Annotated in this window: 21 protein-coding genes; 11 read left to right on the top strand and 10 right to left on the bottom strand. The window is 56.5% G+C overall.

The window, feature by feature from the left end:
* Nucleotides 1-142 precede the first annotated feature (142 nt).
* Nucleotides 143-871, top strand: a complete 729-nt coding sequence (locus tag CIK74_RS12805; protein WP_096256592.1) for a TIGR03089 family protein — start codon at nucleotides 143-145, stop codon at nucleotides 869-871.
* Here CIK74_RS12805 and CIK74_RS12800 read toward each other — a convergent pair.
* Nucleotides 868-1,425, bottom strand: coding sequence for a GtrA family protein (locus CIK74_RS12800; RefSeq protein ID WP_096256591.1), 558 nt, complete (start codon nucleotides 1,423-1,425; stop codon nucleotides 868-870). The genes CIK74_RS12805 and CIK74_RS12800 overlap by 4 nt on opposite strands.
* A gap of 241 nt (nucleotides 1,426-1,666) precedes the next feature.
* On the opposite strand from CIK74_RS12800, the gene CIK74_RS12795 reads away from it, so the two are divergent.
* The 4 genes from CIK74_RS12795 to manA all read left to right on the top strand — a co-directional run bounded on the left by CIK74_RS12795 (nucleotide 1,667) and on the right by manA (nucleotide 6,350).
* Nucleotides 1,667-2,827 carry a 5-(carboxyamino)imidazole ribonucleotide synthase gene (locus CIK74_RS12795; RefSeq protein WP_096256590.1) on the top strand — a complete coding sequence of 387 codons (1,161 nt, stop codon included), beginning with the start codon at nucleotides 1,667-1,669 and terminating at the stop codon, nucleotides 2,825-2,827.
* A gap of 54 nt (nucleotides 2,828-2,881) precedes the next feature.
* Complete coding sequence (gene purE, locus CIK74_RS12790; RefSeq protein WP_096256589.1) at nucleotides 2,882-3,412, top strand: 5-(carboxyamino)imidazole ribonucleotide mutase; 531 nt, start codon at nucleotides 2,882-2,884, stop codon at nucleotides 3,410-3,412.
* Between the two features lie 17 nt (nucleotides 3,413-3,429).
* Nucleotides 3,430-5,052, top strand: a complete 1,623-nt coding sequence (locus tag CIK74_RS12785) for an LCP family protein (protein WP_096256588.1) — start codon at nucleotides 3,430-3,432, stop codon at nucleotides 5,050-5,052.
* Between the two features lie 83 nt (nucleotides 5,053-5,135).
* A complete protein-coding gene (gene manA / locus CIK74_RS12780) occupies nucleotides 5,136-6,350 on the top strand; it encodes a mannose-6-phosphate isomerase, class I (RefSeq protein ID WP_096256587.1) in 1,215 nt (404 codons plus the stop codon).
* Nucleotides 6,351-6,422: 72 nt separating this feature from the next.
* On the opposite strand, the gene glpX is transcribed toward manA, so the two are convergent.
* The gene (gene glpX, locus CIK74_RS12775; protein ID WP_096256586.1) at nucleotides 6,423-7,457 is read right to left on the bottom strand and encodes a class II fructose-bisphosphatase; all 1,035 of its coding nucleotides are present in this window, start codon (nucleotides 7,455-7,457) and stop codon (nucleotides 6,423-6,425) included.
* Between the two features lie 146 nt (nucleotides 7,458-7,603).
* On the opposite strand from glpX, the gene CIK74_RS12770 reads away from it, so the two are divergent.
* The 3 genes from CIK74_RS12770 to CIK74_RS12760 all read left to right on the top strand — a co-directional run bounded on the left by CIK74_RS12770 (nucleotide 7,604) and on the right by CIK74_RS12760 (nucleotide 10,520).
* Nucleotides 7,604-8,260, top strand: coding sequence for a DUF4245 domain-containing protein (locus CIK74_RS12770; RefSeq protein WP_170947875.1), 657 nt, complete (start codon nucleotides 7,604-7,606; stop codon nucleotides 8,258-8,260).
* A gap of 63 nt (nucleotides 8,261-8,323) precedes the next feature.
* A complete protein-coding gene (locus CIK74_RS12765) occupies nucleotides 8,324-8,953 on the top strand; it encodes a carbonic anhydrase (RefSeq protein ID WP_096256584.1) in 630 nt (209 codons plus the stop codon).
* Nucleotides 8,954-9,107: 154 nt separating this feature from the next.
* Nucleotides 9,108-10,520, top strand: coding sequence for a class II fumarate hydratase (locus tag CIK74_RS12760; protein ID WP_096256583.1), 1,413 nt, complete (start codon nucleotides 9,108-9,110; stop codon nucleotides 10,518-10,520).
* Between the two features lie 102 nt (nucleotides 10,521-10,622).
* Here CIK74_RS12760 and CIK74_RS12755 read toward each other — a convergent pair whose 3' ends face one another.
* A complete protein-coding gene (locus CIK74_RS12755; protein WP_096256582.1) occupies nucleotides 10,623-11,189 on the bottom strand; it encodes a GNAT family N-acetyltransferase in 567 nt (188 codons plus the stop codon).
* A 117-nt stretch (nucleotides 11,190-11,306) separates the two neighbouring features.
* Here CIK74_RS12755 and CIK74_RS12750 point away from each other — a divergent pair, with 117 nt between their 5' ends.
* Together CIK74_RS12750 and CIK74_RS12745 are read left to right on the top strand one after the other, a co-directional pair.
* Nucleotides 11,307-11,966: a TetR/AcrR family transcriptional regulator gene (locus CIK74_RS12750; protein WP_240520539.1), complete on the top strand. Its 660-nt coding sequence runs from the start codon at nucleotides 11,307-11,309 to the stop codon at nucleotides 11,964-11,966.
* Nucleotides 11,967-12,013: 47 nt separating this feature from the next.
* Entirely contained in the window at nucleotides 12,014-13,705 is a 1,692-nt protein-coding gene (locus CIK74_RS12745; protein WP_096256581.1) for an MDR family MFS transporter, read from the top strand.
* A 97-nt stretch (nucleotides 13,706-13,802) separates the two neighbouring features.
* On the opposite strand, the gene CIK74_RS12740 is transcribed toward CIK74_RS12745, so the two are convergent.
* Together CIK74_RS12740 and CIK74_RS12735 are read right to left on the bottom strand one after the other, a co-directional pair.
* Nucleotides 13,803-14,267 (bottom strand): NUDIX domain-containing protein, encoded by a 465-nt coding sequence (locus tag CIK74_RS12740; RefSeq protein WP_096256580.1) that lies wholly within the window; start codon nucleotides 14,265-14,267, stop codon nucleotides 13,803-13,805.
* A 4-nt stretch (nucleotides 14,268-14,271) separates the two neighbouring features.
* Nucleotides 14,272-14,766, bottom strand: a complete 495-nt coding sequence (locus tag CIK74_RS12735) for an A24 family peptidase (protein ID WP_096256579.1) — start codon at nucleotides 14,764-14,766, stop codon at nucleotides 14,272-14,274.
* 84 nt (nucleotides 14,767-14,850) lie between these two features.
* On the opposite strand from CIK74_RS12735, the gene CIK74_RS12730 reads away from it, so the two are divergent.
* Nucleotides 14,851-15,645, top strand: a complete 795-nt coding sequence (locus CIK74_RS12730; RefSeq protein ID WP_096256578.1) for a hypothetical protein — start codon at nucleotides 14,851-14,853, stop codon at nucleotides 15,643-15,645.
* Here CIK74_RS12730 and CIK74_RS12725 read toward each other — a convergent pair.
* The 5 genes from CIK74_RS12725 to mca form a co-directional block, all read right to left on the bottom strand.
* A complete protein-coding gene (locus tag CIK74_RS12725; RefSeq protein WP_096256577.1) occupies nucleotides 15,642-16,955 on the bottom strand; it encodes a PhoH family protein in 1,314 nt (437 codons plus the stop codon). The two genes, CIK74_RS12730 and CIK74_RS12725, sit on opposite strands and share 4 nt — an antisense overlap.
* 257 nt (nucleotides 16,956-17,212) lie before the next feature.
* Nucleotides 17,213-17,974 (bottom strand): isoprenyl transferase, encoded by a 762-nt coding sequence (locus tag CIK74_RS12720; protein ID WP_096256576.1) that lies wholly within the window; start codon nucleotides 17,972-17,974, stop codon nucleotides 17,213-17,215.
* Nucleotides 17,975-18,073: 99 nt separating this feature from the next.
* Nucleotides 18,074-20,182, bottom strand: coding sequence for a DUF255 domain-containing protein (locus CIK74_RS12715; protein WP_096256575.1), 2,109 nt, complete (start codon nucleotides 20,180-20,182; stop codon nucleotides 18,074-18,076).
* Between the two features lie 158 nt (nucleotides 20,183-20,340).
* On the bottom strand, nucleotides 20,341-20,622 hold the full coding sequence (locus CIK74_RS12710; RefSeq protein ID WP_096256574.1) for a hypothetical protein: 282 nt from the start codon (nucleotides 20,620-20,622) through the stop codon (nucleotides 20,341-20,343).
* Nucleotides 20,623-20,665: 43 nt separating this feature from the next.
* Nucleotides 20,666-21,532, bottom strand: a complete 867-nt coding sequence (gene mca, locus CIK74_RS12705; RefSeq protein ID WP_240520548.1) for a mycothiol conjugate amidase Mca — start codon at nucleotides 21,530-21,532, stop codon at nucleotides 20,666-20,668.
* Between the last annotated feature and the right edge of the window lie 138 nt (nucleotides 21,533-21,670).

The following is a 21,670-nucleotide window of genomic DNA, read 5'->3' as shown; positions in this document are numbered from 1 at the left end:
TAGTCAAGCGGGGAGGTTATTCTATGGAGGGTTCACAGCAAACTCCCGGCACAACACGCCACGAAAAGACACCAATGAATCCGGCGAGTCGCAACTTCCGCGAATTGTCGGTAAATTCTCAGTAAATAAATTAAGGTGGAAAATGCCGTTCAACTCCGCTACCGGAACCTTCGCTGAAGGCTTACTGGCGCCGCGCCGCTCCGATGCCACACCGTGGCTCACCTGGTACTCACAATCCGGAGAACGCATCGAGCTCTCGGGCAAGGTCTTTGACAATTGGGTTGCCAAAAGTGCGAACCTATTGGGCGAGAGTTTCGATCTTGAACAAGAGTCCCTCATCGTTCTAGATTTGCCGTCTCATTGGAAATCACTGGTGCTCGGCTTGGCCGTATTGCATCACGGGGCGACGCTACTGGATGCTGATGATGATCAGGCCGCTAACGCCACCTTATGGATCACCCAAGACCCTAATGATCAACGCATACCCGGGTCATCCGAGATTCTTGCGGTTAATCCCGCCGCCATGGCGTTGTCATTTGGCGCCGACCTAGGCCCGGTCGCCGAGGATTACAACGCAAATGTGCGCACTTACGGGGACCAGTTTTACCCCTCGGCAGTATCGGGGGAAACTACCGCGTTGCGCAACAGCGCAGGCAATGCCCTGTCCTTAGCCGAGCTTTTTGCCCCCGAGGTCAACGCCTTGGGCACTATCTTGGTTCGCGCAGATATCCCGGTATTGCAACTATTGCCCTATGCGGTCGCCCAGTGGAAGTCTGGAGACTCCATCGTGCTTGTTGAGGCGCAAATGGAAGTCAGTGACCGGCTCCGTCAAGGAGAAAAGATCAGTCACGACTACGTGCCAGCTGTTTAGCTCTTGGCGGTAGGAATGGTGCCGGTATCCGGAGTAACACTCTGGGTATCGGCTCCGTTTTCGCGCAGGGTCAGCAGTTCGTGGTCGTGGGCGAATTCTGCGTCTTGGTCCATTTCTGCGCCGAAGACCCAGAAACGGTAGGCAAAGAATCGGAAGATTGTTCCCAACACCAGACCAACCACGGAACCGGCAATAAACACGCTGGTCGGGTCCGTCATATTTAGTACGTATTTGGTGAACCAAACACAGGCTGCGGCGATACCCAAACCGATGGCATTCATAATCAGGAACATCACCAATTCACGGGCCACATTAGCTTGGCGACGATGACGGAACGTCCAATAGCGGTTGGCCACCCAGGAGAACAGGGTCGCCACGATGCCAGCAATGATCTTCGCTTTAACCTGTGAATCGCTCATTGGGCCATGAAGCAACCAGACATAAATTCCAGAGTCGATGATGAACGCGATTCCGCCGACAACGCCGAACTTTGCCACTTCGCGCCACAGCATCGAAATAAGTCCGGTTAGTTTTTGTGTAATGCGCTCGAACATTTTCCTCCAGACAAATCAACGTGGCTCGCGTGTCGATGCAGACATCGATACGACCACAAGATCGTCAGAATCTTGGGAAGTTCAGTTCCCTAGGTCAGTAGTTTGGTGGTGCCCTTTTACGCCAAGGCGCAGGAACACTAGCTACCTATTTTATCCGCATTTCCTGACAAAACCCCGGATTTCGTGAGTAATCAGTCAACGCGAAGACGGGAAGCTGGAACTCTTTCGCTAACCTAGGAGAGTGAGCTTCCCTAAAATTGGTGTGATTGGTGGCGGGCAATTAGCCCGAATGATGGCCCCTGAGGCCCTAAACCTCGGATTTGAACTGCATGTTCTCGCCGAAGGTCCCGACGTATCGGCGGCACGTTGTGTGCCCGATGCGCCCGTTGGTGACTACAAAGACTTGGCCACCCTGCGCGCTTTTGCCCAGGGTAAAGATGTCGTGACCTTTGATCATGAGCATGTTCCTAATGAGTTCCTCACCACACTGATCAATGAGGGAGTCAACGTCCAGCCACGTCCCGAAGCTCTGATCCATGCCCAGGACAAGCTGGTGATGCGTGCGGCAATCGAAAAGCTTGGACTGCCAAATCCAGCGTGGGCGAAGGTAAAGAATGTTGCCCAGTTACTTGCCTTTGGCGAGCAAACCGGATGGCCGATTGTGCTCAAAACCCCACGCGGTGGTTACGACGGCAAGGGCGTACGCATGCTCGATAACGCAGAACAGGCCAAAGACTGCGAGGACTGGTTCGCGCACGGTGCCTTATTGGCCGAAGACAAGGTGGAATTCACCCGCGAGCTGTCAGCCATGGTGGCACGCACTCCCTCGGGCGAAACCAAAGCCTGGCCGGTAGTCCACACCATTCAGGTGGCAGGCGTCTGCGACGAAGTCATTGCCCCCGCCCAAGACATCTCCGATGAAACTGCGGCCACGGCCTCACAGGCTGCCATACGTATCGCCGAAGAATTCGGCGTTACTGGCGTCATGGCAGCAGAGCTCTTCGAAACTCCCGGACAGGGTGCCGGCTTCGTGATTAACGAGTTGGCCATGCGCCCACACAACACCGGGCACTGGACCATGAACGGTTCGGTCACCAGCCAGTTTGAACAGCACCTGCGCGCGGTCTTGGATTTGCCACTGGGCGAAACCCGCGAGCTCGGGGTCACCGTAATGAAGAATTTCCTGGGTGGAGCAAATCAAGATTTGTTCTCCGCCTACCAAGCCGCTTTGGCTGCCGCACCCGAAGTTAAGGTGCATTCCTACGGGAAATCTGTGCGTCCCGGACGCAAGATCGGACATGTGAACGTCGTTGGCACGAAGACGCAGAGCGTCGCCGAACTACGCGAACGCGCCGACGCAGTGGCCAGCTTAATCCGAGATGGTCTGCCCGAGACCGCTTAGGCTTTCACCTAGGCTCATTGAACCGGGCCACGACATTCAAGGATTTTAATTCAAATGACTCAAGCACCACTTGTCGGACTCGTCATGGGCTCAGACTCGGACTGGCCCGTCATGCGCCTAGCCGCCGAGGCACTGACCGAATTCGGCATCCCCTTCGAGGCCGATGTCGTCTCGGCGCACCGCATGCCGACCGAAATGATCGAGTACGGCCAGCAGGCCCACGCTCGTGGACTGCGCGTGATCATCGCCGGTGCCGGCGGCGCCGCGCACCTGCCGGGAATGCTCGCTTCGGTGACGCCACTTCCGGTGGTCGGTGTTCCGGTACCATTAGCCAAGCTTGATGGAATGGATTCTTTGCTCTCCATCGTGCAGATGCCAGCCGGAGTTCCGGTGGCTACGGTCTCCATCGGTGGTGCCCGCAATGCCGGCTTGTTAGCTGTGCGTATGCTGGCGTCGGGAACCGATGAGCTTGCTAAGTCGTTACAGGTTAAGTTGCTAGCCTTTGCAGACTCGCTGCGCGAGTCTGCCTACGCCAAGGGCGCCGCGTTGCGTGCCGAGGTTGCCAACGAGAACTTCTCTTCCTAAGGAAAGTCACTAAGTACATGGGTTCTGCCAGTCACCGCGCTCCAAGTCCGCTTCGGAACCCGGAGAGCATTTCCTCTCCGGCCCGGAGCAAACGCGCCATAATTCTGGTCATTCTGACCATAATTTTCCCCGGTAGCGCTCAGCTCATCGCAGGAAACCGCAAGCTGGGACGGATCGCGGTCACGGTCACCATGCTGTGCTGGGCAGTGCTCATCCTGCTCGCGGCCCTGTACTTTATTAACCGCTCAATCCTGCTTGGCTGGGCGGCACATCCTAACTTCCAGTTGTTCCTGATTGTGGTGCTCTCGGTACTCGCCGTGGGCTGGCTGATCATGTTCATCAACACGCTGTTCATCATCAGGCCACGCATGCTGGCTCCCGGGATGCGCGCGATCGTCACGATCTTCACGCTGGCGGCGGTCATCGCCACCAGCGGCATCTTCGTTTATGGTGCGTCCATCCTGAATACCGGTCGCGAAACCATCGTTAAAGTCTTTGACGAAGGTCCTGCCTTTGACCCGGTCAACGGGCGTTACAACATTGCGGTGCTCGGCGCAGACTCCGGTTCAAACCGTGACGGGGTACGTACCGACTCGATAGCGCTGCTTTCGGTAGACGCCAAAACCGGCAAATCGCTGATGATCTCCGTACCGCGTAACTTCCAGAAGGCCCGCTTCGCCAAGGATTCCCCGATGGCCGAGGTCTACCCTGACGGTTATGACTGCGGCGACGAATGCCTGTTCAACGCCATTTATCGCGATGCGGTAGACAACCACGCCGATGCTTTCCCAGACTCGGTGAAAAACGTTGGCGCCCAGGCGGTCATGGACGCACTATCGGGAACCACCGATCTCAAGGTTCAGGGTTACGTCATGGTTGACATGGCCGGCTTTGCGAACTTCGTTGACGCCTTGGGCGGGGTAACCATCGATTCCGGTGGCTGGGTCCCTTACAACGGGAAGAAGTGGGAAAACTCGCTAGTCAACACCCACTGGTTCGCTCCAGGGGTGCAGACCTTCAACGGCAAGGACGCACTCTGGTTTGCTCGTTCGCGTGATTTCACCGACGACTACCACCGCATCAAGCGCCAGCAGTGCCTGCAGCAGGCAATTATCAAGCAGTTCACCCCGCAGACCATCCTGACAAACTTCAGCAGCATCATGCAGGCCGGCGAGCAGCTGGTTGAAACGAACATTCCTGCAAGCCAGCTCAGTTCCTTCGTTTCAGTCGCCGACAAGGTCGCTGGTACACCATTTAGCCGCCTGACTCTTGGTTCTCCGGACTTCGAACGTTCCTTCTCCACTTACCCTGACTTTGATAAGATTCATGATCGCATCAACGGAATCATCGAAAAGCAGAACGCACCAAAGAAGCCCAAGGAATCCAAGAAGTCCCAAGACCCAGAGAAGTCCAAGGAGACTACCGAGGCTAGTGGCTCGGCAGAACCCACTGAGGAAGCCCCGGAAGAAGCCACAGACATCAACGATGCCCCGAAGCTATCCAACGGTGATGAAGTACCAATGACCAAGCGCGATGGCTCCCCTATCGATGAGCAGTACCTGGTAGAGCTTGAAATGATTGGCCAGAATACGCGTCTGGCTCAGATCGCCGCAAACAACGACGAATGCTCGGTTCCATAAAGAGCCTTCACGGTTACGCCACGGTTACGACCCCCCGACCGTTTTGAAACCATGATCGTTAGTGAAAGTTAAGGGTACAAAACGTGTTTGAGTTGAAAAATTCCATTCGGGATTACCATTGGGGTTCAACGCAAGAAATCACCGAGTTGTTGGGACAACCAGCAACCATCAGCCCTCAGGCTGAACTGTGGCTCGGCGCCCACCCCGGGTGCCCGAGCACGGTGCTGGACAGTGGCGAGCCATTGCACGAGGTTATTGCCGCGAACTCGGCGGCAATGCTTGGTGCGGACCTCGAAGCACGCTATGGCCGGTTGCCATTCCTGTTCAAGGTGCTCTCCGCTTCCCAGCCGTTGTCGATTCAAGTTCACCCGACCCTAGACCAAGCCCGTGAACGTTTCGCCAAGGAAGAAGCAGCAGGCGTCGCCCGCGACGCGGCGAATCGAAACTACAAAGATGACAACCACAAACCGGAAATGCTGTACGCACTCACCGATTTTGTGGCGTTATCAGGCTTCCGTGTTCCACAGGACATCGTTGCTGACTTACGGCTTTTCCTGCCCCGACTTTCTACCAACGACACAAAACTTGTCAACGAACTGATTCGCTTACTGGAGGGTGGCGAACCGCTGGGGCACTCGCTGCGCTACGTGCTTACCGGTGGTCGCGGAATCAGCGATCTAGTGCTCAACCTTTGTGGCGCTATCTCGGCCGATCCGGCACTGCAAGAGAACGTCCAGCTTGCCGAGTTGGTCAGGATCAACGAGATCTATCCAAGCGACGCTGGCGTCTTGGTGGCGCTGCTACTGAATTTGGTGTTCTTAAAGCCTGGCGAGGCGATCAGCCTCGGCGCCGGTAATGTCCACGCTTACCTGCGCGGGCTTGGTATCGAGGTGATGGCGAATTCAGACAACGTGTTACGTGGCGGGCTGACCAGCAAACACATCGATGTTCCCGAACTATTGGAGATCTCCATCGCCGAACCCTCCGCGGCTCCGCTGTTGGCAGGCCTCAAGGTTTCAGATCATTCGCAATTGTTCCAGCCAAACTTTGACGAATTTCAGTTGCAGGTTACCCAAACTCACCAGGCGCAAGTGCGTACCGAGTTGCAGCTCCACGGTGCATCGGTGGTGCTCTGCACCGCCGGGGAGTTCACCTTGGAATCTGCCACGCAGTCCTTGCAGCTGTCCCGCGGTGATTCGGCATTCATCACTGCCGAAGATTTGCCGGTCGGAGCGATTTCTCGCAGTTCCGAACCAGCCACACTTTTTGCCGCCAGTGCACAGGAAAAATCGAACTAATCAGTCATTAAACAATTCAAGCCGCTGGCTTCCTCTCGAGGGAAGCCAGCGGCTTGAATGGTTAACTCGTTTTTAGCGGGTGTAAGCTTCCCACTTGTCTTGCTGGTGCTCACCATCAACAAAGCGGATGGTGCCAGACTTGGCACGAGTCACGATCGACTGGGTGTGGATGCGACCATTCTTGTAACGTACTCCGCGCAACAGATCACCATCGGTGATGCCGGTGGCTGCGAAGTAGCAATTGTCGGAAGTGACCAGATCATTGGTGGTCAAAACGCGGCCTAGTTCGTGGCCAGCGTCGATCGCCTTCTGCTTCTCGTCATCATCGGTTGGCCACAGACGGCCCTGAATCACGCCACCCATTGCCTTGATGGCACATGCGGTGACGATACCCTCAGGAGTGCCGCCGATACCCATCAAGGCGTCAACGCCGGTACCTTCACGGGTTGCCGCGATGGCGCCTGCAACGTCGCCGTCCATCAAAAGCTTGGTGCGTGCGCCGGCAGCACGAATTTCTTCGATGAGTCCGGCATGGCGCGGGCGGTCCAGCAAGGTGACGGTGATCTGGCTGATCTTCTTGCCCTTGGCCTTAGCGATCAGGTGCAAGTTCTGCTTGACCGGCAAACGCAGGTCAACCAGGTCGGCCGCTTCGGGACCGGTAACGAGCTTTTCCATGTAGAACACGGCAGAAGGATCAAACATCGAACCGCGGTCGGCCACAGCCAGAACCGACAGGGCGTTGTTCAGACCAAGTGCGGTCAAACGGGTGCCATCGATTGGGTCAACAGCAACATCGCATTCGGCTCCGGAGCCGTTGCCAACCTGTTCGCCGTTGAACAGCATCGGGGCTTCGTCTTTTTCGCCTTCGCCGATTACCACGACGCCGTTGAAGTTCACTGTGGATAGTAGGCCACGCATGGCATCTACTGCTGCGCCGTCGGCGGCATTCTTGTCACCGAATCCAACCCACGGGGATGAAGCGATGGCTGCCGCTTCCGTTGCGCGCACCAGCTCCAGTGCGAGGTTGCGGTCCGGTTCCGCGTCGGTTACCGACAGTCGCGGAGATAGGTGGGCATAATTGTTGTCTTCGGTCACGAAAGATCCCATCACTGAGTCGTAGTCATTGCGCCTATGCAAACACCTCCATCATATCCCCATCGTTTTTCTGCTTGTAATTCATGTCGCATAAACTGAGCAAGCGTCTACGTGTGATTGGGCACCTCGGTTCGATTTGCACAGGAACTTCGGGGAGAATGGGGATTGTGCAGCCAGAGAATACTTCCCAGAATGATGTCCCGGTAGGCGAACAGCCGATACGTCGTGATTTGAACGACCCCGAAGCAACCTTTGAGGATCTGCCATTCACGCCGCTGCTGACCGAAAAGCAGTCAAAGCGTGCAAACCAAACTTTCAAAGGCATGCTCTTATCGGTAGGCTTCACCATTGCGGTGATCATTCCGTTGTTGCTGCTGAACCCGGCGAACAAGGAAGAATCCTTTCAGCATCCGGTAGATTTGCAGGCCGTGGCCAGCGAGGTATCGGGCGTTGCCGACTTTAAAGTTTTTGCGCCACAGGTTTCTGGCGATGAATACGCAAACTTCGCTCGCTGGAAGAGCAACCAGATCCAGGACGTCTCCTACTGGGAATTCGGTTTGGTGATGGATGAGACAAACTTCGTTTATGTTCGCCAGAGCGCAGATGCGAACCCTACATGGATCGCACTGGTAACCGACAACGCGATTCCAAGCGACGAACGAGTCATCAACGGCCATAATTGGGAAGTCCGCAAGAAGGATCAAACCGTTTACATGATTTCCAATTTCAAGGATTCAACGTTGATTATTTCCAGCGACACCGGCGAGGAAGAATTGATGACGGTCGTTCAGGCCGCCGAAGCTCAGGGTCTGTAATTTTTGCATCTGCGATGTCATTAGGTGGAAAGAACTTCTTGGCACCGGCGTAGAATTCGAATTATGGAATCTGAACACGGCAAATCGGCACTAACACCACAGCAGGCTTGGGAAAAGCTGACCAATGGTAACCAGCGATTCATCCTCGGCAACACTCAGCACCCCAACCAGGATGGCGCTCGGCGAGAGTCCTTGGTCGCCGGCCAGGAACCCTTTGCAGTAATTTTCGGTTGCTCCGATTCACGTCTTGCAGCAGAGATCATTTTTGATGTGGGCTTGGGAGATGTCTTCGTGGTGCGTACCGCCGGTCACGTGCTTGATCCCGCCAGCTTGGGATCTTTGGAATTCGCCGTTGATATCCTCAATATTCCGCTGATCGTCATTCTGGGTCATGACAGCTGTGGCGCGGTAACCGCGGCCATTGATGCCAAAGAGTCAGGCAATATGCCCAAGGGCTTCGTGCGAGACCTCGTGGAGCACATCATCCCGTCGGTATTTGCCGCAGAACGATCAAATATTACCGACGTTAACGGCACCGTTGTCGAACACGTCAAACAGACCACCTCGCGTCTGGTAGATCTTTCCAGCATCATCGAAACCGCCATTGCTGAGGGACGAACTGCTGTAGCAGGCGTGGCCTATAAGCTTGCCGAAGGTGAAGCTCAGTTAGTTTCAAGCATGGGCCTTGAGTAAATTTCAAGCCAAGCAGTAAGTGGTCCGCGGTTCACCCGCGGACCACTTTTGTTTAACCCTAAATTTATTCCCACTCTCTCTAACATCACTAGTGGTTGTGATGTTAGAGGCAGATCCCTTTTGGACATCGTCTTCTCGGCGTAGTGTGAGCCTCATGAGCAACAACGACGAATTCCGCATTGAGCACGACACTATGGGCGAAGTCCGGGTTCCGGCACAAGCTCTCTATCGGGCACAGACCCAACGCGCCGTGGAGAACTTTCCGATCTCTGGGAAAAAACTCGAATCGGCCCACATCAAGGCGCTCGCGCAGGTTAAAAAGGCTGCTGCCCATGCCAATCAGGCCTTGGGCGTTTTGGATGCCGAACGTGCAGACGCAATTGTGGCCGCCGCCGATCTGGTCGCCACCGGCGACTTTGACGAACATTTCCCCATCGACGTTTTTCAAACCGGCTCGGGCACCAGCTCGAATATGAACACCAATGAGGTTCTCGCCGAATTAGCTACCCGTGCTTTGAAAGAGGCAGGCAGCTCGACCGAGGTTCATCCCAACGATCATGTGAACGCCTCACAGTCGTCAAATGATGTTTTCCCGACCTCAGTACACGTAGCCGCCACCAATGCACTGGTTAACGAGCTTATTCCAGCCTTGGAATCATTGGCGATCTCACTTGAGTCCAAGAAAGCGGAGTTCAAGGATGTGGTGAAGTCCGGGCGTACACACCTTATGGATGCAACCCCGGTGACCCTCGGACAGGAATTTGGTGGGTATGCAGCACAGATCCGTTACGGTGTGGAACGAATTGAGGCTGCACTTCCCCGGGTAGCTGAGGTCCCGCTCGGCGGCACCGCCGTCGGTACCGGGATCAACACCCCCGAAGGTTTCCCAGCTCAAGTTCTGGAGTTCTTGCGCGAAGACACCGGGTTAGAGATCACCGAGGCACGCAATCACTTTGAAGCTCAGGCGAACCGTGACGGACTTGTCGAAGGTTCCGCTGCATTGCGGACCATTGCGATCTCGCTCATCAAAATCGCCAATGACCTTCGTTGGATGGGTTCAGGCCCCAATACCGGGCTAGGCGAAATCTCCATCCCCGACCTCCAGCCGGGCTCATCCATCATGCCGGGCAAGGTCAACCCGGTCATTTCCGAGGCCGCCATTCAGGTGGCCGCACAGGTAATCGGCAACGACACCACCATCGCGTGGGCAGGAACCAATGGGGCCTTCGAGCTGAATGTGGGCATCCCGGTGATGGCTTCGAACCTGCTCGAATCCATTCGTCTGCTGTCAAATGTATCGCGCGTGATGGCTGAGAAAATGATCGATGGGATTACCGCAAATGTGGAACGTGCTCGTTTCCTCGCCGAAGCATCACCGTCAATCGTGACTCCATTAAACAAGCTCATCGGGTATGAGAATGCTGCGAAGATTGCCAAGAAGGCTGTGGCCGAGGGTCTGACGGTGCGTGAAGCGACCATTGCTTTAGGGTTCGTAGAACGTGGCGAAGTCACCGAAGCACAGCTTGATGAGCTGCTAGACGTTTCGACGATGACCGGAAAGTACTAAAACCGCATTCCGCATTACCGCAAAGACTAAAAGTTGCTACGAGCCGGCCACCCTGGGACTTCCTAGTGTGGCCGGCTTGACGCGTTGGTCAACGGCACCGGCTTAGAGATCGATCCAATATCTTCGAACGGGCGCAACAGAACCAAATTGGGCGGCGAGCTCCTCGACTGGGAGAATTCTTTCGAGCCGTCCCCCGCAGGCCACAATCGTTTTTGCTGAACCAATATTTGAATCGTCGCAGGTCAGCAGCACCTGTCGCATCCCGCGGGTTCTAGCCACTTCAAGTATTGCCTTGAGTGCTTGTGCGGCAAGGCCTTCCCCGCGGGCACTCGGACGAATTCCATAACCAATATGCCCGCCGACGACTTGAAGGAAATCGTTGATCAGCGCATACCGCAGGCTTACCGCACCGAGGTATTCTTCATCCCGTTCCAGCCAGAGCGTGCACTGGTTAACAAATCCAGTCGGTGGCTGATGCTGTGTATCGGCAAGATCGTTGAGCAAACGTACCCAGCGCGAGAAATCTTTAGGGCTCTTCAGGTCCCAACCGTATTTATCTGCCAAGAAGACCGAAGCGCCCTGTTGGTCCGCTCCATCCCATTCTTCCGTATTGCGAAGCCACGATTCATGCAGATGAGCGCTGGGCGGGAGCAGTCGGAGCGAGGTCATGGATCACAGTCTATTACGAGGCAACACACTCGCGCGAGCGTTCGGCTAACGAGCAGAGATTGTGTTCCCGATAACATAATTTGCACTGAGGTGCCAGTAGGTGCAAAACTGCATCTTGTGAACAATAGTGCAACTACCGGTACTGTCCCGGATACCACTCCCTCCGGGCTCAGCGCACGCATGCAAAAAACACGCCTGTCGATCACCCAACATGCACGCGAACTGACCGCAGAACACGGCTTTGCCGGGTTCACCGTCGACCAGCTCTGCGCTGGGGTGGGAATCTCACGGCGGACTTTTTTTAATTACTTCGCTGCAAAAATCGACGCCGTTTTCGGTCACGACGACGACGGAATCCCAGCCGATGCTTTAGACCGGTTCATGGCCTCGCGTCCGGCCGGAATCCAAGGGATCTCCCCTACCCTGCAGGCAGATCTTGTCGCCTTGTTCGTCGAACTGCTCAATCGAGACGAACAGGCCATCGGTAGCACCCAAGGATTCTTCGCCGCGGTACACCGTGAACCGGAGCTCTTAGAGCGGATGATCAAGGTCGGTCCCGAACGCCAGGCCGAATTCATGAAACTCATCGCCCAACGTGAAGGCGTTGAGGCTTCACACCCGGGACTTGAACTACTGGTTCATTCCCTGCAGTTCGCCACGTTCAAAGCCGTCGACCGGTATTTGGCCTCGGACAGCGAACGTTCATTGGCCGAGGAATATCTCGCGGTGCTCACTATGGGACGCGAGATTTACAGCCAGCCACTGACCCGCTCTTAACCGAGCGCCACCCCGCCCGACTCTCATATCTTGCAAGGATCCCACGCATGACTTCAACCACCGAATCCCGGAAATCCCCGGAATCGGCGCCGTTGCTCCTGACGCAACGAAGGATTTGGATCATTTTCTCCGCGCTCATCGCCGGAATGATGCTTTCCTCCTTAGACCAGACCATCGTGTCCACCGCAATGCCAACCATCGTTGGACAGCTCGGCGGCGTCGAGCACCAGGCCTGGATCACCACCGCCTACCTGCTGGCCACCACCATTGTGATGCCGATTTACGGCAAGTTCGGTGACGTCCTTGGCCGTCGTAATCTCTTCCTTATTGCCATCGCGCTGTTCACCTTAGCTTCCGTAGGCGCAGCCTTCGCCGGAACATTCTGGACCTTCGTCTTCTTCCGCGCCATGCAGGGCCTGGGCGGCGGTGGCCTGATGATCCTCTCGCAGGCAATCATTGCCGACATCGTCCCGGCATCCCAGCGCGGCAAGTACATGGGCCCGCTCGGTGCTATCTTTGGCCTCTCGGCGGTTGCCGGTCCGTTGCTCGGTGGATTCTTTGTCGACCATCTGACCTGGCAGTGGGCTTTCTACATCAACATCCCTATAGGCATCGGCGCGTTCTTGATTGCTTGGTTTGCGCTGACCATCCCGAATAAGAAGTCCACCAAGAAAATCGACATTCTTGGTGTGCTGTTGCTGTCGATCGCAACTACCTGCCTGATCTTCTTCACCGACTTTGGTGGGTCGAAAAACCACGGCTGGACTGCTTTGGAAACCTGGGGTTGGGGCCTTGGCATGCTCACCGCGGCGGTGCTGTTCATCATCGTTGAAGCCCGCGCCGAAGATCCAATCATCCCGCTGTCGCTATTCAAGAACCGCATCTTCATCAACGCTACGGCGATCGGCTTTACGCTGGGTCTAGGCATGTTCGCGGCCATCGCCTTCGTGCCGACCTTCTTGCAGATGTCCTCCGGGACCTCGGCGGCCGTATCGGGTCTGTTAATGCTTCCAATGATGGTGGGCATGATGGGTACCAGCATTTGGTCTGGTATCGCCATCACCAAATCCGGCAAGTATAAGGGCTACCCGATTGCCGGTGCCCTGGTCACCGCCTTGGCCATGCTCGCATTCACCTCATTGAGCGCAAGCACCCCGTTGTGGCTTATCTGCGTGTACCTGTTTGTCTTCGGCACAGGCCTGGGCCTGATCATGCAAGTGGTAGTGCTTGTGGTGCAGAATGCGGTAGATCCGGCGATGGTCGGAACCGCCACGTCGACTAACAACTACTTCCGTGAAGTTGGCGCATCCTTGGGTGTGGCGATCTTCGGTGCGATGTTCACCAATAGACTCTCGGAGAATCTCACCGAGGTCTTTACGGCGTCCGGCGCGAGCGCGGCCGATGCGGGCAACGCGACGGCAACCTTGGACCCGCAGACCTTGGCCCAGCTTCCTGAGCAGCTACGCGATGGCATTGTCACCGCTTACGCTGACTCGTTGGCCCCGGTGTTCTGGTACCTGATTCCGTTTATTCTTCTAGCCTTCGTACTGGCACTGTTCCTCAAGCAGGTTCCGCTCTCGGACACCGCCGGTATGGTGGCACGTGGTGAGGCGATCGGCGGGCTGGAAGCCAAGGAACTTGAAGAGGCCGAGCGCGCTGCCAAACACGGTGGTGGAGTTCTGCTTACTGATCATGACTCACCAGCTAGTGACTCATCGGTGGAACATCCCAAGGAGTAGTCTGCTCTCAGCGGTTCATCGCCCCGTACGAGCGTCGCTATCCCCCAAAATTATTGGGTGGATGCGAACCGCTTCGTGCGGGGCGTTGGCGTTTATCTCAGGCGAAATATCCGCCGGGCTTCGGATTCAGTGCCCAGTCAATGGCTCGCTCATGCAGTGGTGGCAGGCTCGGGCGGTCGGAAAGTTCAAAATAACCGACTTCTAAATTCTCGTCATCGTTGATTCGTGCTTCGCCGCCCAGATGTATGGCCCGAAATACGATATCTAAATACTGCGCGTGGTCACCATTTGGATAGGTCGCTGGGGCGGTCACTCCCACTCCTAATAAATGCGTCAGCTCACAGCGCACCCCGGTCTCCTCCAAAACTTCACGGACCGCGGTATGCGAGGCTTCGTCACCTGGTTCAATGATTCCCGCAGGCAAGGTCCACAGTCCGTTGTCCACCCTGCGCACCAGCAACACCTGAGATCCGTTAAAAACCACGACCTTCACCCCGCTCAACCAGAGCAGGTCATGTCCAATACGAGTGCGCAGATCGGTGATGAATTCCGGAGTTGTCATGGCCCTATGGTGTCATAAGCAAAGCAAGTGCTGCACCTAGGATCATGAACGGGCCAAAGGCCACCGCGGACTTCGCGTTCAGTTTGCCAGCAATCATTCCACTCAGCACCACTAGGCTAGCCAGCACAAACGCGAACACACTGGCCAAGAATAGGGCAGATAAGGAAAAGTAGCCGACGTTCAGACCCAGCACTATCGCAAGCTTCACGTCGCCCATGCCCATGGCTCCACGCGAAATCAGTGCAAGTAGCAGATACGCCCCACCCAAAATGAGCGCTCCCAGCCCGGCATTGAGCAATGGAAGGTACTGCCCACGCACTATGCTCAGCCCCAGTAGAAGCACCGCACTCATTACTACCCAGCGAAGTAACAACCTGTTCGGTAGCCGGTGCTCTTTGATATCTGTTAGCGACAAAAGCACTCCGAAACAAAGGAAACTTGCGCAGAACAGCACCAGAGGTAGAGCGGTCCACAAAGATTCTTGCCAGAGCGTGATCATGTTTAGAGCATAGGGCCAGTACCTCAGGTGCTCTAGTACGATGTGCTGGGTTGTGAATAACGCGGGTGCTTCTACACTGGAAATATGATCACGTCAGCTTCCGAGCAGTTATTTCCCGATCACCCGGCACCTGATTCTGCCGCCCGGCGACGTTTCCGTGCGCTGGCCCGCTCCGCACCATGGTTGAGCACTTCCCTGCGACTGGAGCTAAATGTTCCTGAACACTTGGCCCAATCTGGTCTGCACGGCACGTTGGGTCTAATACTGCGTGGGCGCGAAGCCATCGCGATCAGCAACCACGAAGATACCGTCTGCTATCAACGTGAACTTTTTACTGCAGAACGAGGCCAAGACTACGTGGCTGCCACCGGCTCCTCCTGGTCCTTACCTGCCTCGCTAACGTCCCCGGTCTATACCGAGGACCATCTCATTGCCAGACGCCCGCAAATCGACGGCTATCAAGACTTGTTGCCCCTGGATTTCTTGGCATCCGTACTTGATCCCTATGAACTGGCGGGCACCGAGCCAGCTTCCCTGGATCTAGCTTTTGAACACCCGACCTACATTCATGAGCTCGCCGAAACGCGTAGCTCGCACGGACGCGCGCAACTTTCGGCGGTGCTCACCGCCGGGCATAATTACCATCCACGGAGCCCGGTGTTCGCTTTGGTTCCGGCTGGGACCCAAACACTGATCGTGCTGGATCTTGACACCGGAATATGTGTTGAACGCAGGGTCTTAGGCAGCAGCGAGGCCCCGCTGGGTATCACGGTGTTGGCGAAAAATGAGTACTATATTGACTCTCTGTTTACCAGCCCCACCCCAACGATGACCGATGTGCGCGCACACATCCCGTGGACGGTGCGCGCCACACCTTAGGTCAGCGGACCGTCCAGCATTTCGGTGACCAGCGCGGCGATAGCCGAGCGTTCCGAACGCATCAGAGTCACATGCCCGAAGAGGCTATGGCCCTTAAGCTGCTCAACCACCGCGGAGACCCCATCATGTCGTCCAACATGCAGGTTATCTCGCTGTGCCACGTCATGGGTGAGCACTACCTTTGAGTTCTGCCCGATCCGGGAAAGGACCGTAAGCAGTACGTTGCGTTCCAGCGACTGCGCTTCGTCGACAATCACAAAAGAATCGTGCAAGGAGCGCCCACGAATGTGGGTCAGTGGCAACACTTCGAGCATGCCGCGTTCGACAACCTCGTCTATGACGTTCTTAGACACGATGGATCCGAGAGTATCAAAGACCGCTTGGGCCCAAGGCCCCATCTTCTCCCCTTCGGAACCAGGCAAATAACCAAGCTCCTGGCCACCGACCGCATAGAGCGGGCGGAACACCGTGATCTTACGGTGTTCGCGGCGTTCGAGCACCGCTTCCATCCCGGCACACAACGCAAGCGCGGATTTTCCGGTACCTGCGCTGCCACCCATCGACACAATTCCCACGTTGGGATCCAACAACAAATCCAGTGCAATACGCTGTTCAGCGCTTCTTCCATGCAGACCGAAAGCTTGCTGGTCACCACGGACCAGCTTGACGGTGTCAGCCGTGACCTTGCGCGCCAACGCGCTGCCTCTGGGCGAGGTAATGACAAAGCCGGTATTGATCGGGCTCTGGCTGGCTTCGGGAAGATTGATGAGCTTTTCAGACTCATACAGCGTGGCCATGCTCGCTTCGTCTAGCTCCAATGATTGAACCCCGCTCCATCCGGTGGAGGGGATCAATTCATTACGATAAACCTCGGCGTGGATACCAATCGCGGAGGCCTTGATGCGCATGGGCAAGTCCTTGGTCACCAAAGCCACGTCCTGGCCCTCATCAAGCAGGTGCTTGGCCACCGCAAGAATACGGGTGTCATTTTCTGCCGAGCGCATCCCCACGGGCAAAACATCGGAGGCGATGTTGTTCAACTCAATGCGCAGAGTGCCTCCGGCATCGGAAACCGGAACGGCTTGGGAAAGTCCCCCGTGGCTGGCGATCAGTTCATCGAGCAGGCGCAATGCTTGGCGGGCAAAAAAGCCCAGGTCCGGGTCTTTGCGCTTGTGTTCCAGCTCGGTAATGACTGTCAACGGGATCACCACGTGGTGCTCCTCGAAGTGGAACATCGCTTTCGGGTCCGACAACAACACCGAGGTGTCAATGACGTATGTGCGGACGGCCGAGTTGGTAGTTCGGGTCATAACAGCGCACCCATTCTCGAATCCGGCGTGGGGAATCTCCCCACGCTTTAGTGGGAAGTCCCGCTACCGGATGCCAAGGGTGAACCACGAATCGCTTCGTGAGTACGCCGCATCTTGTCATCTAGTGAGGAACCTTTCGGTCTGCCGGGACTGTGATGTCCCGCCATATGCTCACCATAGACCGCTTACTGCTCCAACAGGTTACAGCAAAGTATCATTTTCGGAAACGATCAATACTTGCCAACTCAGCGGACGTTTTAAGCGCCGAAACGACGCTGCCGATCGGCAAAGTCACGAAGCGCGCGTAAGAAATCGACGCGGCGGAAGTCCGGCCAGAGGGCCTCGCAGAAATAAAACTCCGAGTAGGCGCTTTGCCACGTCAAGAAGCCGCTCAGGCGTTGCTCACCGCTGGTGCGAATCACCAGATCCGGATCCGGCTGGCCTTTGGTGTACAAGTACGATTCAAGTTCATCGATGCACAGCGATTCGCCCACCGAATCCAACGAACGCCCATGTTCTGAGGCATCGCGCAGCAAGGACTTGATCGCGTCGATGATTTCACGTCGCCCGCCGTAGCCAATGGCCACGTTGACGTGGACTCCGGTCCGTTGAGCGGTGCTTGCTTCCAGCGCTGCAAGCTTCGCCGCGAGCTCCTCGGGCAGCACGTCCACCGCACCAACTTGCTGCACCTTCACCTGGTTCGTTTCGCCCAACCGATCCAGCGTGTTGCCGATGACTTCCAGCAAATCACGCAGCTCACTGGGTTCGCGGTTGAGGTTGTCGGTGGAAAGCATGTAGAGGGTGACTACCTTGATGCCAAGGTCCTCACACCATTCGAGGAACTCAAGGATCTTATCCGCGCCGGCCTGATGGCCTGCCATGGTGGGGCTACCTGCTAATTTCGCCCAGCGGCGATTGCCATCAACCATGACACCAATGTGGTGGGGCAACTTGTCACCGGGTAGCGACTTCGCTAGGCGCCGTTCGTAGAAACGGTACACAAGAGAGGGAAGACGCACCGGGTTCCTCGCTTTCGCACACGTTCAAAAGTTTTCTTGAAACTAAATCTATCGTGTTTCCCCCACAACACCGTGCAGCCAAGCATCCGCAGCTAAGGCTTATTCACCTGCCAACAAAGTCAACAACGAGGAAACATCGTGCACCGGAAGATTACATTGCGACAGCCGGCAAGGCTGAATTTCTAGGTCTTGTGTCCCGGAAGTGGTCTGCGCAGAGCTCCGGACTTCGATCCCCAGGCACCGGCATAAGCTCAGCAAATGGTGGCGCTCGGCTGAGCCTGCGCCGTTTAACTTCACATAATGAACCGCCGAGCCGAGTACCGACTGCACCTCAAGTGCGGTCGCTACCTGGGTGGGAGCCTGACCGGCGAGCGCCACACCGTGAGCGCTAAGCCGGTGTGCCAGGTCAAATTGTTCCTGGCCCGAATCATCAAAATTTTCGTCGGCCATCCGCTGGATAGCTAACCGGCTCAATGCCTTGGCATAGAGCGCGGCCGCAGCAGGAATAGCGTCGTCGAGTACCGTCACCGGGGCAATCTGTGAACGTTGCTTGCTCAAGCGTTCATCCAGGGCCAAGGCGTCGCGAGGAATCCCGGTCTCCAGATCGATGAAGCATGCGGTCTTTTCGATCAAGATGCCAGCGCGTTCCTGCCACACGCTGTAGCGCGGACTCTGGGTCAGCGCTAAGAACCCCAGGGTAAGCCCGGCATAGTCTTCTAAGGTCCCCTCATTATTTGCCGAACGTTGACCGGCAAAGCTCACTCGCGCCAACGTTTGGCTCTGCGCATCCCAGTGCACCTCCCATAGCGTGGTGGCAACCTGTTCGGCTAGCTGGGCGAGCTGTGGTTCATCGAGTAGCTCTCCTGCTTCGGCGAGCGCTTCAATGGCGAGACCATTCCATCCGGCGATGATCTTCTCATCGCGTCCCGGGCTTGGCCTGGTGGCGCGCACGGTGCGCAGTTCGGCTCTGAAGGCATCCCAAATTTGTCTCTCGCCGTCAACCGGGATCCGGGTCAACGAGACGTGGTAGTACCCCGGATCTTCGGCGATGCCAGCTAATCGCACCAGGTCCGCGGGCAGCTCGACACCTGCTCGGCGCACCGCCTGAAGGCATTCTTCTCTGGTGAACGTATAGGCTGCACCTTCGACGCTCGACGTGCCGCGCAGCGAGTCTGCGTCCAGCGAAGCGGCAAAAGCGCGGTGGGGCGCACCGGCTTCGGAAGTCAAGAGGTCATTGCTCAAGAAGCTCGCCGTATCCAGAGCCGCTTGGTGGGCTAACTGCGCTAACTGTGTGGCTCGCTGCGACTGCTGGGGATGCTGCTGCGCAAACTGCGTCGCGAAGACCGCGGTCCGCGCGCATAAAGAAAGCAAGCCGGCGTTGTCGTAGAGCATTTTTTCAAAGTGCGGGATCGTCCAATTTTCATCCACACAATATCGGGCGAAGCCTCCGGAGAGATGATCTCGCAGACCCCCCAGCAGTATCGCTTCTAAGCTTGTCGCCAGAGGTTCAAAGGCTTCGGCACCGAGTTCGCCGTCCAGGAGCACCGTGCGCCACATGGTCTTCAGTGCCCAGGTGGGTGGGAACTTTGGTGCAGGGGTGAAGCCGCCCTCGGCTTTGCTCGTTGCGATCCAGTGACGGCTAGCCTGGCGCAGGGCCTTGGCAGCTGTGGAGTCCATGCTCATCGTCAGCAGGGCACCTTGCCGTGACCCCAGTTCGGCGAGGTGCTCAGCGAGCATCTGGGCTTGCTCTTCGAGTCCCTCTCGGTGCTCTTCCCACCCCTGATGGACGGCGTCTACTACTTGGGTGAAGGACGGAACTTTTCCGCGAGGCTCACTCGGATAATAGGTGCCCGTATGGAAAGCGCGTCCGTCGGGCATCGCGAAGATCGTCATGGGCCACCCTCCGGCCCCCGTCAGCGCCTGGGTTGCCATCATGTAGGTGTCGTCGACCAACGGGTGTTCTTCGCGGTCCACCTTGATGGAAATAAAGTTATCGTTGAGTTTCCGGGCGATCTGCGGGTCATCAAAAGATTCATGGCTCATCACGTGGCACCAGTGGCAGGCCGCGTAGCCGATGGAAAGCATCACCGGCACGTCACGCAGGCGAGCCTGTTCGAAGGCTTCATCTCCATAGGGCCACCAGTCAACCTCTTGATGCGAGTGCTGGCGGAGGTAGGCGCTGGAGCTATTGGCGATTCTTTGTCCCATAGCGCCATTCTGCCTCACCACGCCGCCAAGGTGTCCTTGCTCACCTCCAATTCGGCCGAAGGCTGAGCGATTGATGTACCTCGCGGGAAAAAACAGGCCCCATGCTGACCTTTCACAACGCGGTGGGTCAGCATGAGGCCTGTTCCAGGCTCTGTGGCCTAGCTGTCTTCGGAGGTTTTCGGATCCACTGGATCGCTAGGCTCTTGAACTGGTTGGTTCTCGCCCTTGAGCATCAGCTCATTCTGCTTGGATTCGGCTTCCGAGGCGTAACGGACACGACGGACGCGGCGCACCATGTCACGAATCAGGAAGATCACTGCCAGTGCCAGAAACGCGGTGAACACAAAGCCGAGGAAACCCGGGCCATAGCTGTTCTCCTCCAGCGCTTCGTTCTGTACGTTGGTACTCGCAACCATCATGGTCGCGTAAATCGCATTCACGGTGTGGGGACAACTCTTTTCTGGAACTGGAAGGTACGTGGTTCTATCTTAGTCCGGCAAACAGATCTGTTTCGGGCAGTTGTGTAGCAACCTTCGACGAAATCAGCGTGTAATCCTCCCACGGCCATGACTCGGCGTAAATATGTTCTGGCACCGCGAAGAAGAATCCCTCCGGGTCAATCTGTGTTCGGTGCGCTAAGAGTGCCTGATCTCGCAACGTGAAATAATCTGCGCAGTGCACCTGAGTGGTCGTGGTGTGTGGCGAAACCCACTTGAACATTTCGTTCTCTTCGTCGTTTTCCCACTTTGCGACGCGTTCGGTGTACGGGGATTCGTAGCCACCTTCCAACATCGCATAGTGCAGGGTACGCAAGCGATCCGAGGAGAACGCACGGTCATAGTAGAGCTTGTCGACCTCCCAAGGCTCCCCCAGCTCGGGATACAACTGTGCGTTGCCAGCCTGTTCGAAAGCGAAAGCTGAGACCTTATGGCAGTGGATATGGTCCGGGTGAGGGTACCCGCCGTTTTCGTCATAGGTGGTGATGACGTGCGGGCGGAACTCGCGAATCAACTTGATGATGCCGGCCGCGGCAATTTCTACCGACTGCAAGGCAAAGGCACCGAATGGGAGTTCCGGCAGCGGGTCACCCTCGGGCAGGCCCGAGTCGACATAACCCAGCCAACGGTGTTTGATGCCCAAGACCGAGGCGGCTTCAGCCATTTCGGTGCGGCGGACCCCCGGTAGATCACGATGCGCGTGCGCGAGTTCGCCAACGGCAGCGTTCAGGATGTCCCCGCGTTCGCCACCGGTGCAGCTGACAACCATCACCTCTGCGCCGGCATCAACATAGGCGGCCATGGTGGCAGCACCCTTTGATGACTCGTCATCTGGGTGGGCATGAATCGCCATGAGACGCAGCCCCTGGGACGGCGCTAACTTCTTCACGTCGTGAATCTCCACGTAAACTCTTCCTTCTGCACTGTGAACAGGCCGGCATGCCGGCATGGCATGCCATCAATGACAACTCTCACGTAGCCCTACGTTATT

It is taken from the genome of Glutamicibacter sp. BW77 (assembly GCF_002332285.1).
Lineage (GTDB): Bacteria > Actinomycetota > Actinomycetes > Actinomycetales > Micrococcaceae > Glutamicibacter > Glutamicibacter bergerei.
This window is presented reverse-complemented; position numbering and strand designations above follow the sequence as displayed.